14 protein-coding genes and 1 tRNA gene are annotated in these 12,947 nt (G+C 64.9%); 6 read left to right on the top strand and 9 right to left on the bottom strand.

The genetic code is table 11. The features are described 5' to 3' along the window. Window positions 1–145: 145 nt before the first annotated feature. Window positions 146–832, bottom strand: coding sequence for an ATP-dependent Clp protease proteolytic subunit (locus K7H93_RS12175; RefSeq protein ID WP_054526743.1), 687 nt, complete (start codon window positions 830–832; stop codon window positions 146–148). Between the two features lie 149 nt (window positions 833–981). On the opposite strand from K7H93_RS12175, the gene K7H93_RS12170 reads away from it, so the two are divergent. Next, a complete protein-coding gene (locus K7H93_RS12170) occupies window positions 982–1,605 on the top strand; it encodes an ATP-dependent Clp protease proteolytic subunit (protein WP_230783855.1) in 624 nt (207 codons plus the stop codon). A gap of 71 nt (window positions 1,606–1,676) precedes the next feature. Further along, window positions 1,677–3,317 (top strand): amidase, encoded by a 1,641-nt coding sequence (locus K7H93_RS12165; RefSeq protein WP_230783854.1) that lies wholly within the window; start codon window positions 1,677–1,679, stop codon window positions 3,315–3,317. A gap of 46 nt (window positions 3,318–3,363) precedes the next feature. Here K7H93_RS12165 and tig read toward each other — a convergent pair whose 3' ends face one another. Further along, window positions 3,364–4,995 (bottom strand): trigger factor, encoded by a 1,632-nt coding sequence (gene tig, locus K7H93_RS12160; protein WP_230783853.1) that lies wholly within the window; start codon window positions 4,993–4,995, stop codon window positions 3,364–3,366. 55 nt (window positions 4,996–5,050) lie between these two features. After that, window positions 5,051–5,135: transfer RNA gene (locus K7H93_RS12155), tRNA-Leu, on the bottom strand. A gap of 191 nt (window positions 5,136–5,326) precedes the next feature. Here K7H93_RS12155 and K7H93_RS12150 point away from each other — a divergent pair. Continuing rightward, on the top strand, window positions 5,327–5,566 hold the full coding sequence (locus K7H93_RS12150; protein ID WP_230783852.1) for a hypothetical protein: 240 nt from the start codon (window positions 5,327–5,329) through the stop codon (window positions 5,564–5,566). 50 nt (window positions 5,567–5,616) lie between these two features. Beyond that, on the top strand, window positions 5,617–5,940 hold the full coding sequence (locus K7H93_RS12145; RefSeq protein WP_230783851.1) for a DUF3297 family protein: 324 nt from the start codon (window positions 5,617–5,619) through the stop codon (window positions 5,938–5,940). 31 nt (window positions 5,941–5,971) lie between these two features. Here the strand turns inward: K7H93_RS12145 and K7H93_RS12140 are convergent, their stop codons facing one another. Continuing rightward, window positions 5,972–6,697 carry a CHAP domain-containing protein gene (locus K7H93_RS12140; protein WP_338080326.1) on the bottom strand — a complete coding sequence of 242 codons (726 nt, stop codon included), beginning with the start codon at window positions 6,695–6,697 and terminating at the stop codon, window positions 5,972–5,974. A 254-nt stretch (window positions 6,698–6,951) separates the two neighbouring features. On the opposite strand from K7H93_RS12140, the gene der reads away from it, so the two are divergent. After that, window positions 6,952–8,346: a ribosome biogenesis GTPase Der gene (gene der, locus K7H93_RS12135; protein WP_230783849.1), complete on the top strand. Its 1,395-nt coding sequence runs from the start codon at window positions 6,952–6,954 to the stop codon at window positions 8,344–8,346. Window positions 8,347–8,354: 8 nt separating this feature from the next. Further along, complete coding sequence (locus tag K7H93_RS12130; protein WP_230783848.1) at window positions 8,355–8,891, top strand: DUF2721 domain-containing protein; 537 nt, start codon at window positions 8,355–8,357, stop codon at window positions 8,889–8,891. Window positions 8,892–8,909: 18 nt separating this feature from the next. Here the strand turns inward: K7H93_RS12130 and bfr are convergent, their stop codons facing one another. The 5 genes from bfr to K7H93_RS12105 form a co-directional block, all read right to left on the bottom strand. After that, complete coding sequence (gene bfr / locus K7H93_RS12125) at window positions 8,910–9,413, bottom strand: bacterioferritin (protein WP_230783847.1); 504 nt, start codon at window positions 9,411–9,413, stop codon at window positions 8,910–8,912. A gap of 142 nt (window positions 9,414–9,555) precedes the next feature. Beyond that, window positions 9,556–9,744, bottom strand: coding sequence for a (2Fe-2S)-binding protein (locus K7H93_RS12120; protein ID WP_010235381.1), 189 nt, complete (start codon window positions 9,742–9,744; stop codon window positions 9,556–9,558). Between the two features lie 87 nt (window positions 9,745–9,831). Next, complete coding sequence (locus K7H93_RS12115) at window positions 9,832–10,212, bottom strand: hypothetical protein (protein ID WP_230783846.1); 381 nt, start codon at window positions 10,210–10,212, stop codon at window positions 9,832–9,834. Next, window positions 10,209–11,564: a DUF418 domain-containing protein gene (locus tag K7H93_RS12110; protein ID WP_230783845.1), complete on the bottom strand. Its 1,356-nt coding sequence runs from the start codon at window positions 11,562–11,564 to the stop codon at window positions 10,209–10,211. Before K7H93_RS12110 ends, K7H93_RS12115 begins: the two co-directional genes overlap by 4 nt. 93 nt (window positions 11,565–11,657) lie before the next feature. Next, window positions 11,658–12,896 (bottom strand): SPOR domain-containing protein, encoded by a 1,239-nt coding sequence (locus tag K7H93_RS12105; protein WP_230783844.1) that lies wholly within the window; start codon window positions 12,894–12,896, stop codon window positions 11,658–11,660. Between the last annotated feature and the right edge of the window lie 51 nt (window positions 12,897–12,947).

Genomic DNA, 12,947 nt, shown 5'->3' with positions numbered 1-12,947 from the left:
TCGCGCACGCCAATGCAACCTAGGCATGTGTCGCACGAATCGCCTTGCGAAGGGCTGAAGACAGCCCCCGCGTAAATTTACGCCCTCATTTTTCAGAGCCTTGTGGCCTTGTGGCCACGCCGGCGCCGGGACGGCGGGAGGCCCGTCAGGCCGGTGCGCCGCCCGATCCTTCGGGTTCGCTGCTCGAGTCGTCGCCCGAATCGCCCTGCGGACGGCTTTCGAAGACCTTGTCGACGAGGCCGAACTTCATGGCTTCACGCGCATCGAGGAAGGTATCGCGATCCATCGCTTCCTCGATCTTCTCCAGCGGCTGGCCGGTGTACTTGGCGTAGAGCTCGTTCATGTTCTTGCGAATGCGCAGGATTTCGCGCGCCTGGATCTCGATGTCCGAGGCCATGCCCTGCGCGCCGCCCGAGGGCTGGTGGATCATGATCCGCGCATTGGGCAGCGCGATCCGCATGCCTGGCTCGCCCGCAGCCAGCAGGAAGCTGCCCATCGACGCGGCCTGGCCCACGCACACCGTGGAAATGCGCGGCTGAATGTACTGCATGGTGTCGTGGATCGCCATGCCGGCCGTCACCACCCCGCCGGGCGAGTTGATGTACATGCTGATCGGCTTGGACGGGTTCTCGGATTCAAGAAACAGCAGCTGCGCCACTGCGAGGCTGGCCATGCCATCTTCCACCGGACCGGTGAGGAACACGATCCGTTCGCGCAGCAGGCGGCTGAAAATATCGAAGCTGCGTTCGCCGCGACTGGTCTGTTCGACCACCACGGGCACCAGCGCGCCGGTTGCGGGGTCGCGGAAATAGCCGGATTCGTCGAATTGCATGAAGGGTCCTTATCTGTCTTGGCCGCCTATATCTGGTCTCATCCTTTCATCATCAAGGCTTGAATGGAAAGCCCGCGCGCGCCAGTTGTGCCGCAACAACATGCGCGGTGCCCAATTCTTGATGGCGATGCGCCCAAGGAGCCTGATTTATGACGATGCCCAGCAACCCCATCCCCTTCCGCGCCGATGACGAGGAAGAGACGGACAAGGACATCTCCAACGCCGGCGCGGCGATGATGAACAAGTTCCTCGATGCACGCACCGTGCTGATCTTCGGCGGCGTGGACCAGAAGATGGCGGAGCGCATTTCGATGCAGCTGCTCTATCTCGACCATGTCAGCCACGAACCGATCCGCGTGATCGTCAATTCGCCGGGCGGCCACGTCGAATCGGGCGACACGATCCACGACCTCATCAGCTTCATCGCCTCCCCCGTCGCCATGATCGGCACCGGCTGGGTCGCCAGCATCGCGACGCACATCTTCCTCAGCGTTCCGGCAGAGCGCCGCTTCTGCCTGCCCAACACGCGCTTCCTGATCCACCAGCCCTCGGGCGGCGCGCGTGGCCCGGCCAGCGACATCGCGATCCAGGCGCAGGAAATCGTCAAGATGCGCGAACGCATCGCGCAGAAGATCGCCGACGCGACCGGCCAGCCGCACGAAAAGGTGCTGAAGGACATCGACCGCGATTTCTGGATGAACACCAAGGAAGCCAAGGACTACGGCATTCTGGGTACGGTGATCGACAGCGCGAAGGACGTGACCTTCGGGTAAGCTGCGAGACTGATTGACGGGGGCGCGGCAAGTGAATTGACCGCGCCGCCAAACCAACGCACGTTCCGGGCATGCGAACATGCCCTTCCCTCGCCGCACTGGCGCTCGCCACCCTCGCAGCAAATCCTGCTTTTGCGCAGACGAACTTCGCCAGCGAAGACCGTCTGCCTGCAACCGGATATAGCGAATCTTTCGAGAAGCCGGATGTCGAGCCTCCGCCCGGGGTCGAACCGGCAGCTTCTATATCGGAGGCCTTCGCGCTCGTCTTCGCCTCACGAATTGTCCATTATGACCGGGGCCCCGACGGGCTGAACGCGGTCATCGCTCTCGCACCCGACATCACCGCTCAGGTTCGTGCCACGATAGACCTCCCGCTGGTCGGGCGCACCGTGTTGGTGAAGGACAATATCGAAACGCGCGAACTGCCGACCACCGCAGGCTCCCTCGCGCTGGCGGGTAATATCACCCGTCGTGACGCGCCGCTGATCGCCAATCTGCGCGCCGCCGGCGGCGTGGTCATGGGCAAGACCAACCTTTCCGAATGGGCCAATATTCGCGACTTCAACTCGACCAGCGGGTGGAGCGCAGTGGGCGGCCTCACCCGCAATCCGCATGCGATAGACCGCAACACCTGCGGATCGTCCTCGGGCAGCGCGGCGGCGGTTGCGGCAGGCTTTGCCTGGGCGGCAATCGGGACCGAGACCAATGGTTCGATCACCTGCCCTGCCAGCATCAACGGCGTGGTCGGGTTCAAACCCACCGTGGGGCTCGTCAGCCGCACGCATGTGGTGCCGATCTCCACCACGCAGGACACCGCCGGGCCGATGGCGCGCAGCGTGACGGATGCCGCCATGCTGCTGACCGCAATCGCGGGCAGCGATCCGGCAGACCCTGCGACTGCCGAGGCGGACCGCTACAAGCGCGACTTTGCCGAAGGGCTGCCCGATGCCTCACTGGCGGGCGTGCGGATCGGGGTGATGCGTGGGCAGGCAGGCGACCGCGCCGACCTTCGCGCAGTGTTCGACACCGCGCTGGCCGATTTGGAAGCGGCAGGTGCGACGCTGGTCGATATCGAGTTTGAGCCCAACGAGGAAATGTCGCGCGACAGTTTCCAGGTGCTGCTGTTCGAGCTGCGCGAAGGGATGGGCCAATACCTCGCCTCGATCCCGCCGATCGGTGGACGCGAGAAGATGACACCGCGCAGCCTCGCCGATCTGATCGCCTTCAACCAGCGGCATGAGCGCGCCGAGATGCGCTGGTTCGGTCAAGGCATCTTCGAACTGGCGGAGACCACCACCGATCGCAAAGCCTACGAGGCGGCACGCGAGAACGCGATCCACCTCGCGGGCGAGCAGACGATCGACCGGCTGCTGGCAGAGTACGACGTGCAATTCCTGGTCGCACCGACGCGCGGCCCGGCCTGGGTCAGCGATCTGGTCAACGGCGACAATTTCAACGGCAGCATCGGCTTTGGCAGTCCGGCGGCGATCGCGGGCTATCCGCACCTGACCGTGCCGATGGGCGCGATCGAAGAGCTTCCCGTGGGCCTCTCCATCATCGGCGGCAAATGGCAGGACTGGGAGGTGCTGAAGGCAGGCGCGGCCTACGAACGGGCGCGCAGCGCGAGCATCCCGACACCCGATTTCACCCGCTGGATGCCAGAGGCGGGAAATCCGGCAGCCGAAAACGCGAGCGGGGCGACCGGCAACTAGCCGACCGCCCCGCGCGTTTGTCTCTCAAGACCGAGCGCCTGCGCGCTTAGTCCTTCTTGGCAGCAGGCTTCTTCGCCGGGGCCTTCTTGGCCGCAGGCTTCTTGGCGGGAGCCTTCTTCTCGTCCGAAGCGGCAGCCTTCTTAGCCGGAGCCTTCTTGGCGGCGGGCTTCTTCTCGGCGGAAGCATCGTCCTTCTTGGCTGCGGGCTTCTTGGCCGGCGCCTTCTTCGCTGCGGGCTTGTCGTCAGCCTTGTCGTCCGACTTGGCAGCAGCCTTCTTGGCAGGAGCTTTCTTCGCAGCCGCCTTCTTGGCCGGGGCCTTCTTCGCCTTGGCGGCTTCGGCCTCGGTGCTTTCTTCCGCTTCGATCGCGGCTTCCAGCTCTTCGCGGGTCACTTCGCGTTCTTCGATTTCGGCCTTCTCGAACAGGAAGTCGACGACCTTGTCTTCATACAGCGGAGCGCGCAGCTGGGCGGCAGCCATCGGTTCGTTCTGGATGAACTGCATGAACCGCTCACGGTCTTCCGGGCGATACTGCTGCGCGGCCTGCTGCATCAGCATCGACATTTCCTGGCTGGAAATCTGCACGCCATTGGCCTGACCGATTTCGGACAGGAGCAGGCCCAGACGCACGCGGCGCTCGGCGATGCGGCGGTAATCGTCGCGCTCGCTCTCGATTTCCTTGACGGCCGCTTCGGAATCTTCCTCGCGCGAGGCTTCCTGCATCAGCTGCTGCCAGATCTGCTCGAACTCGGCGTCGACCATGCCTTCGGGCACCGCGAAATCGTGACCGGCGGCCAGCGTGTCGAGCAGCTGGCGCTTCATCTGGGTGCGGGTCAGCCCGGCAGTTTCCTGCTCCATCTGCGCCTTGACCAGCTCGCGCAGCTTGTCCGCGCTTTCGAGGCCGAGGTTCTTGGCGAAATCATCGTCGATCTTGCTGTCTTCAGGCGTCTTCACCGCCTTCACGGTGACCGCGAATTCGGCGTCCTTACCCGCCAGGTGTTCTGCCTGGTATTCTTCGGGGAAGGTGACCTTCACGACCTTTTCGTCGCCCGTCTTCACACCCGTCAGCTGGTCTTCGAAGCCGGGGATGAAGGTGCCCGATCCGATCACCAGCGGGGCGTCTTCGGCCTTGCCGCCTTCGAATTCGACACCGTCGATCGAGCCGACGAAATCGATGATGACCTGGTCGCCTTCGGCGGCCTTCTTGGTCTTCGCGGCGTCCTTGAAGGTCTTGTTCTGGTCGGCGATGCGCTGCAGCGTCTCGTCGATCGCGCTCTGGTCCACCGGCACGACCAGCCGTTCCAGCTTGATGCCGTCCACGTCGGGCGTGTCGATTTCAGGCAGGATTTCGAGGCTGACGTCGATCTCGGCATCCTTGCCCTGATCGTAGCCGTCCTTGAGCGAGACGGTCGGCTGCATCGCCGGGCGCAGGCCCTTGTCCTTCATCAGCTCGTCGACCGAAGACTGGATCGTGTCGTTGACGACCTGCGCGTGCAGCTGCTCGCCGTGCATCTTGCGCACTAGGTTGGCGGGCACCTTGCCCGGGCGGAAGCCCGGCATGCGCACCTGAGGCGCGATGCGTTTCACCTCGGCCTTGATCCGGTCGTCGATCTCGCTCGCGGGGATCGTGATGAGATAGGCGCGCTTGAGGCCTTCGTTGGCGGTCTCGGTGATCTGCATGAGTGGTCTTACGTGCTTTCCGACAAAGAGTGCTGATTGCATCGCGGGGCGAGGCTGGTGCGGGCGAAGGGACTCGAACCCCCACATCTTGCGATACTTGGACCTAAACCAAGCGCGTCTACCAGTTCCGCCACGCCCGCAATCCGAACGAGGACGCGCGAATGGCGGGAGCCATCCACGACAGACCGGCGCGTCTAGAGCGTCTGCGCGCAAAGGGCAAGCGCTCCGCCTGCGGGCATTTCCGGAAGGGAGCGGAAACTTGATTATGACGTTTAGGTTACATACACAATGGATAGTGTAACAAATATGTCAAATTTGGATGGATGAAAAAATGAAATCGGATCTGAAAAAGCGCGCCAAAGCGCTCGGGAGGCTGATCGTTCCGCCGGTCAATCCGGCCAATGGGCGTCTCTCGTCCAAGGAACTGGAAAAGGACGGCCCCGGCGGCAACCCGCTGCTGGAGCGCAGTTCGTGGACCAGCGAGATCGATCGCGAGCGTCTCGATGCGGGACTGCGGATTGCGCACGCGCGCCGTTTCTCGCTCTACGGGTCGAGCCTGACGCCCGATTGATACGCGAGCCGTATTGTCAGGCCCCGCCGGTCTGTCTATCGGCCAGCGCCATGACCGAAGAAAGCCCCGAGAACACCCCCGCGCAAGCCCCCGAAACCAAGGGTGCGGACGTCCCGCCGATGCACTTGTCGGTCAATCCGCGCAGCCCGCATTTCGACCAGGCGGTGCTGCAGCGCGGAGTGGGCATCCGCTTCAAGGGCCGTCAGCGCACGGATATCGAGGAATATTCGATCAGCGAAGGCTGGGTGCGCGTGCAGGCCGGGCGGACGATGGACCGCAAGGGCCAGCCGCTCACGCTCAAGCTGAAGGGCCCCGTCGAGGCCTGGTTCGAAGATCTGGGCGAGGATGCGCCGGTCGCCCGTCTGGACGACTGAGCCCTCCCCCGCTCTACGCCTTTAATCGTATTTAATCGTAGAGCGCGACCGCGCGCTCGACCACAGCATCCCCGCCTGACCGCCCTGCACTCGCCTGTACCCGGCGCGGAGTGAGCGGTCGCGCGGTCGCGTAGCTCGCCTGGGACGCGGCCTGTGCGGGCCTGTATGCCGCCTGCGTCACGCGCGGCTGGCTTGTCCGCGTCTGCGGTGCGCGCGCCGGGGGCGCATCGGCAAAGGCGGCGAGGAAGGCGCGCGAGGGCTCTTCGCGGGTCGGCTGCGGCCGAACCGGCGCGGGGGCCGCCTGCGCAAAGCGCTGCTGCGTGCGTGGCTTCGCCTTGCCATCGGGATAGATGAAGCCCTGCACCGGCCACGGCGTGGTGCCGAGCGCCTGTAGCGGATAGTACCACACACGCACCTGGCTCCAGTCGTTGTTCGGCGAGACATCGACCGCCTTCACATTGCGTTCGATCTGCCCGCGCCGTCCATTGATCGGCGACCAGTTGGCATGGTCGAGCAGCACGGTGCGCGAATCGATCACCTTGGCGACCGCCGCGACATGGCCCAGCTGCATATTGCCGGTGGGAACGAAAGCCATAACCGCGCCTTCACGAGGCGTGTGGCCACGCGCGAAGCGCCCTTCGGCCTGATCCCACCAGGTGTGGGCATCGCCGTAGATATCGATCCCGCTGACCTGCCGCGCATAGGGCACACATTGCAGGTAAGGCGGCAATTCGCTGCCGCTCGAGGCTGCAATCACACCTGCGGCGACCTGTGCCTGAGCGGCGACAAGTGGCGGAACTGCAAGACTTGCAGCGACTGCGGCGAGGGGGAGGACGAAGTGATGGGGGCGGCAATTCATACGGCAAAGTTTTGCCGGTCGTGCCTTTCCATCAGCCTCAGAAGACTGGTTAACAGCGCGTTTACCTTTGCGCCCCGTTCCTTCGCCTTTTCGTCTACCAGGAGCGCGAGGGCGCTTGCCAACGGCGCGGGCAAGGCCCAACTGCCGTCCCTATGCTGCCTCGTGTAATCATTATCGGGCGCCCCAATGTGGGCAAATCCACCTTGTTCAACCGGCTGGTGGGCAAGAAGCTCGCGCTGGTCGACGATCAGCCGGGCGTCACGCGCGACCGGCGATTCGGTGACGTGACGCTTGCGGGCATGCGCTTCACCATCGTCGATACCGCCGGGTGGGAAGACGAAGACCCCAGCACACTGCCGGGCCGGATGCGGATGCAGACCGAAGTCAGCATCGCCGATGCCGACGCGGTGCTGTTCGTGGTCGACGCGCGCGCCGGGCTCACCCCGCTCGACAACGAGATCGGCAACTGGCTTCGCACCGCGGACGTCCCTGTGATCGTGGTCGCCAACAAGGCCGAGGGGCGCAGCGGCGACGCAGGCATTTTCGAAGCCTATTCGCTCGGCCTTGGCGAACCGATCGGCATTTCCGCCGAACATGGCGAAGGCACTGCCGACCTGTTCGAGGCGCTGTGGCCAATCATTGGCGAGAAGTCCGAAGCGGGCGACGCGCTGGAGGCGATGGATGAGGGCGAAGAGGACGAAGACGGCGTCCCCACCGGGCCGCTGAAGCTCGCGATCGTGGGGAGGCCCAATGCGGGCAAATCGACCCTCATCAACCGAATGCTGGGCGAGGATCGTCTGCTGACTGGGCCGGAAGCAGGCATCACCCGCGATTCGATCGCGATCGACTGGGAATGGACCGATCCCCACAGCGGCGACACGCGCGAAGTGCGCCTGATCGACACGGCCGGGATGCGCAAGAAGCGCAACGTGGTCGAGAAGCTGGAAAAGCTCTCGGTCGCGGACGCGCGCCGCGCGGTCGATTTCGCCGAGGTCGTGGTGCTGATGCTGGATGCGACCAAGGGTCTGGAACACCAGGATCTCAAGATCGCCAGCCTCGCGATCGAGGAAGGCCGCGCACTGATGATCGCGATCAACAAGTGGGATGTAGCCGCCGAGCCGAGCAAGCTGTTCAACGGCATCCGCTTCGCGCTCGACGAGGGGCTGGCGCAGGTACGCGGCCTCCCGCTGATCGCGGTCAGCGCGAAGACCGGCAAGGGCCTCGATCAGCTGATCGCCGCCGCGTTCCAGCTGCGCGAGACCTGGAGCAAACGCGTGTCCACCTCCGCGCTCAACCGCTGGTTCGACGATGCGCTGGAGGCGAACCCGCCCCCCGCCCCGGGCGGCAAGCGGATCAAGCTGCGCTACATCACCCAGGCCGGCACCCGCCCGCCCCGCTTCGTGGTGTTCGGCACCCGGCTGGACATGCTGCCGACCTCTTACGAACGCTATCTGGTCAACGGCATCCGGCGCGAACTGGGCTTCGACGCAGTGCCCGTGCGGGTGGTGCTGAAGACATCGAAGAACCCCTACGCGAGCGAGCAATGATCGACCTATTGGCTGCTTCCGGCGCCGATTTTGCGAGCGATCTGGTCAACCGCACCAGCAACACGATGCGCGTGCAGCAGGTGCTGCAGCTCAGCCTGACGCCGGTGTTCCTGCTCGCCGCGATCGGTGCGGTGATGAACACCATGACCCAGCGGTTGATCTGGATCGCCACCCGGATCGAGGCGATCGAGGAAGCGGCCGAGCTCGGCGAAGCGGGCCGCAGGCCGGAAGAATTGCCGATACTGGAGCGCCGCAGGGTCTATGCGCAGGGTGCGGTGATGTTCTGCACCGCCAGCGCGCTGGCGATCTGCATCGTCATCGGTCTGCTGTTCGTCAGCGCCTTCATCGAGACGCAGATTGGCACGCTGACCGCAGTCGCGTGGATCACCACCATGGGCCTGATGGTCGCCGGACTGGTGCTGTTCCTGCTGGAAACGCGACTGGCGACGGGCAGCGCGAAAGATCGCCGCCGTCGCAGTCGCGAAATCATGCGCCGCAAGGCAGAGCGCGTAGCGGAGGACGATAACTCCGGCGCGTCGCTCTAGCCGGCGCGACCGGAGGGCCTAGGGCGCGCCTGCGCCGGTCTCGCCCTCGCCCGCCGAGTGGCTTTGCAGCTGGACGTAGTTCTGCAGACCCATGCGCTCGATCATGTCGAACTGGGTTTCGAGGAAGTCGACATGCTCTTCCTCGCTGCGCAGAATGTTCTCGAACAGCTGGCCCGATGTGTAGTCGCGCACTTCCTGGCAATAGGCGGCGGCTTCCTTGAGCAGCGGGATCGCTTCCATCTCGACCGCGAGGTCGGCCTTGAGGATCTCCTCGACCGTCTCGCCCACCTTCAGCTTGTGGATCGCCTGGAAGTTGGGGAGCGCGGCCAGGAACAGGATACGCTCCGCCAGCCAGTCGGCATGCTTCATCTCGTCAATCGACTCGTGCCGTTCGTATTCGGCAAGCTTGGTCACGCCCCAGTCGGCCAGCACGCGGTAGTGCAGCCAGTATTGATTGATCGCGGTCAACTCGTTGGTGAGCGCCTTGTTGAGATATTCGATGACCTTGTCGTCGCCCTTCATGGCCGCATGCTCCTGTGAATGTGAATTGCCCCACGCTTAGGCGTCGATCAGGCAACTCCGCAAGGGCGAAGGCGCAAAAAATCGCAGATTTCTGGGCTTTTGAGAGCGCCTCGCAGTGGCAGGCGCGTTATTGCGAATGCGCCTAGGCCGCAGCCTTGCAGCACCCGAGCTCGCGTTCCTCGAACACGATCGCATCGGCATCGCACAGACATGAGCCACATTGCGGACGCTTGCCGAGCGCCGCGTAACACGCCTCTGCATCGCCCGAGCAGTGCACGGCGGCGCGGCGCAGATCCGTCTCCCGGATGGCATTGCAGATGCAAACGTACATTGGCGGAACAGTCTCCTGCAAACGACTCGCAAGGACATTGTTAATGCGACTTGTTCTCACAAACAAGTCAAAATGTGCGCCCGCCTCCTAGCGCTGCTTCACGAACACATGCGCGGTGCCCGCCTCGTCGACGAAGGCGATCTCGACCGACCCCGGACGGCGCAGTTTTGCGTCGGCCTCGTAATTCCTGCATTCCCCTTCGAACGGCGCGCATAACAGGCTGAAGCGGACGATGGATGTCGAGCCCAGCCGCACCACCTGATAACCTCCGCGATCTTCGGGCGGGGTGCAGTCTGCATCCTCCGCCCGGCAGAAGCGGTAACGCATATCCTCGCCCATCTCGAGGCGATAGGCCGCGCCCTCGCCCAGCGTTCCGGTATAGACGCCCGGGATATCGCGCGTCTCGATCGGCTCGGAACACGCACCCAGCACGGCTGCGAGGCCGATCGCGAGTGCCGCTCTGATCACCCTGCCTCGCGCGTCCGCCGGATCGGGAACAGCTTGCCGTAGGTCAGGCAGCGCCACAGCCATTCCAGCGGGCCGTAGCGATAGACCGACAGCCACGCCTTCGACCACGCCAGCATGATCGCCCACGCAACCAGCATCACGATGTAGAGCTGCGGCCGCGTAAGCTCGCCATACAGCCCCAGCGCGAAGCCGTGGAACACGAACAGCATCAGGATCGACGTGCCCAGATAGTTGGAGAACGCCATCCGGCCCGCCGCGCTGACGCGCGATCCCAGCCAGCCGGTCGCCTTCGGCCCCCACAACGCGAGCAGCGCGGCCAGCCCGATCACGAAGGGCAGGCGGACGAAGGCGCTGGTGCCGACGAAACTGAGGAAGGTCGAATGGAAGCTCAGCCCCCGCTCCAGCGTCCACAGCCCGATGGCAAGCGATCCGGCGAGGCCGACGGCTACGCCGATCGCGCCCCAGATCGCCTGCTTTTTCGCATTCAGACGCCCGTCGAACAGCCCGAACCGATACAGCGCCATGCCGATCAGGATCAGCGGGATGGTCTCCAGTCCGAAGAACAGGAAACCGGTCAGCGGCTCAACCCAGTGCTCGGTCAGGTTGTAGTGGACCCAGCCGAAATAATCGCCCGACTGAATCAGCGACACGTCGGCCTGCGCGATATCGAGGCCCTGCGTCTTCATCACCCCGAAGCTTTCGCGCACCTCTGCCGGGGTTGAAGGACCACCGCCCTGTCCGCCTGCCTCGGCCAGCACTTTTGCGCCGCCAAGCTCCATGATCCAGTAGAACATGCCCGCCAGCGCGCTGAAGATCGCGGCACCGACAAGATAGAAGAATATCCCCACGCCCAGCTGGGTCTTCGGACCCCACTTCACGAATAGCAGGCAGATAAATCCGCAGGTGGCATAGAGCGTGAGGATGTCCCCGCGCCAGATGAAGAAGAAATGGACCATGCCGAACGCCAGCAGCCAGAACAGCCGCCGCGCCTGAAGCCAGCGCCCCTGCTTGCGCGCCCACGCATTCTCCAGGAAGAGATACATCCCCGCCCCGAACAGCAGCGTGAAAAGCCCGCGCATCTTGCCGTCGATCAGCACGAACTGCGCGACCCACATCCAGTCCGACTTCGCATCATGCGGGGTCAGGAAGCCTTCGGGCCACATATAGGCGATCATCGGCTGACCGAAGGCGACGATATTGGCCGCCAGAATGCCCATCACCGCTATCCCGCGTGTAAAATCGAGGCTCAGCAGACGCGAGGCGCCGGTGGCTGAAATCGGCGCAGCCTTTTCGGCAGCGCCTGAGGCCCGCGTATCCTGATCCGGCGTTGCCGCCGCTACCGCTTCGGTCATTGAAAAGATTCCCCCTGTTACCCGGCACCTAACAGCGAGGCGGGCTTAGGGGAATTGCCTTCGACGGGCGCGCGATCTCGCCCGATGAAAAGCCTAGCGAGTGACGAGACAGTCCTGCCCGCTGCGCTTGAGCGCATTGCACGCGCTCTGCGCCGCATCGCGGCTGGCATAGCCGCCAGCAAGCAGCTTGGTCACGCGGCCCGCAGGTTCGAGCACGCGGGTCGCCCCGGCAAGCTCGCTCCGCCCCGAAAGGCGCGCCCACAGACGCTCCGCATTGCCATTGACGGCAAAGGCGCCGAGCTGGATTTTCCAGGGCCCGCTGCCCGCAGCCGCCCGCACGGGCGCGGGCTGCGGTTCGGGGCGCGGTGAGACACGCGGCTCGGGCCGAGGCTCGGGTCGCGGTTGCGGGGCGGCGCGCGCGACGACCGGCGTGGTCGGCTGCGGCTCGACCGCGCGCGGATCGGCAGCGGGCGTGCTGCGACGCGCGAAAGTCGCACCCGCATCCGCCGGGCTTTCGGTTCCGGTCACGCGGCTAGCCTCGGCAATGGCGGACTGTGCAGCGGCGACGGAAGGCGCCACGCGAGTCTGAGCGATGGGCCGCGGGATACGGTCCGGGCGGCCCGCCGCCGAAGCGCCGGACGCGGTGGCGGTCACAGGCGGAGCGGCAGCAGGAGTAGATGCGGAGCGCGAGGGTGAGGCGTCGCCCGTGCCCAGATCGGCGGCGGCAAAGCGGCTCGCGCGCTGCGCATCGGCATTGCGTTTCAACTGCGGCACCAGCGCCTGCGCCTGCTGGCGCTGGTCGAGCGGGATATGCGTGTCCATCTGCTGCATCGCGCTGGCCGCCTGCGGCAGGCCAGCCGCATTGGCGAGCGTGATCAGCGCATAGGCACGCACCCAGTCGCGCGCGACCAGGTCGCCGTTGAAATGCGCGATCCCCAGCAGATATTGCGCGCGCGGATCGCCGCGCTCGGCCGCATCGACGACGTAGGGCATCGCCTCTTCGCGGCGACCGTTCTGGAACAGCAGCAGGCCCAGATTGTCCGCCGCCTTCAGGTGCCCCTGCGCCGCGGCCTTTGCGTAATAGACTTCGGCCTGGCGGGTGTTCTGTTCGACCCCGCGGCCGAGGCGATAGGCCTGGCCCAGGTTGAACTGCGCGTCGGCATCGCCCTGCCCGGCAGGTCCGCGCCACTCGGCAACGGCGGTCTCGTAATCCCCCCGCTCCCACGCGGCGACGCCATCATTGACGTCGGCCAGCGCCAGCCCCGGCAGGGTCAACAATGCGCCTGCAAGGCACGCCCGGAGGCCGAATTTGCGACCGTTTCGCGTCGTCATGGTGTTCCCCCTCATTGCCGATCGCACGTGTTCACCCTCCGCGCTAGCGGG

It is taken from the genome of Citromicrobium bathyomarinum (genome assembly GCF_021021475.1).
GTDB classification, from domain to species: Bacteria; Pseudomonadota; Alphaproteobacteria; order Sphingomonadales; family Sphingomonadaceae; genus Alteriqipengyuania; species Alteriqipengyuania bathyomarina.
Note: the sequence above shows the minus strand (reverse complement) of the source record. Positions and strands in the feature narration are given on the sequence as shown.

What these genes read in the sequence shown, in the direction of transcription:
- K7H93_RS12175 (WP_054526743.1), bottom strand. Translation starts at nt 832, where the DNA reads ATGCAATTCGACGAATCCGGCTATTTCCGCGACCCCGCAACCGGCGCG.
- K7H93_RS12170 (WP_230783855.1), top strand. Translation starts at nt 982, where the DNA reads ATGACGATGCCCAGCAACCCCATCCCCTTCCGCGCCGATGACGAGGAA.
- K7H93_RS12165 (WP_230783854.1), top strand. Translation starts at nt 1,677, where the DNA reads ATGCGAACATGCCCTTCCCTCGCCGCACTGGCGCTCGCCACCCTCGCA.
- tig (WP_230783853.1), bottom strand. Translation starts at nt 4,995, where the DNA reads ATGCAGATCACCGAGACCGCCAACGAAGGCCTCAAGCGCGCCTATCTC.
- K7H93_RS12150 (WP_230783852.1), top strand. Translation starts at nt 5,327, where the DNA reads ATGAAATCGGATCTGAAAAAGCGCGCCAAAGCGCTCGGGAGGCTGATC.
- K7H93_RS12145 (WP_230783851.1), top strand. Translation starts at nt 5,617, where the DNA reads ATGACCGAAGAAAGCCCCGAGAACACCCCCGCGCAAGCCCCCGAAACC.
- der (WP_230783849.1), top strand. Translation starts at nt 6,952, where the DNA reads ATGCTGCCTCGTGTAATCATTATCGGGCGCCCCAATGTGGGCAAATCC.
- bfr (WP_230783847.1), bottom strand. Translation starts at nt 9,413, where the DNA reads ATGAAGGGCGACGACAAGGTCATCGAATATCTCAACAAGGCGCTCACC.
- K7H93_RS12120 (WP_010235381.1), bottom strand. Translation starts at nt 9,744, where the DNA reads ATGTACGTTTGCATCTGCAATGCCATCCGGGAGACGGATCTGCGCCGC.
- K7H93_RS12110 (WP_230783845.1), bottom strand. Translation starts at nt 11,564, where the DNA reads ATGACCGAAGCGGTAGCGGCGGCAACGCCGGATCAGGATACGCGGGCC.
- K7H93_RS12105 (WP_230783844.1), bottom strand. Translation starts at nt 12,896, where the DNA reads ATGACGACGCGAAACGGTCGCAAATTCGGCCTCCGGGCGTGCCTTGCA.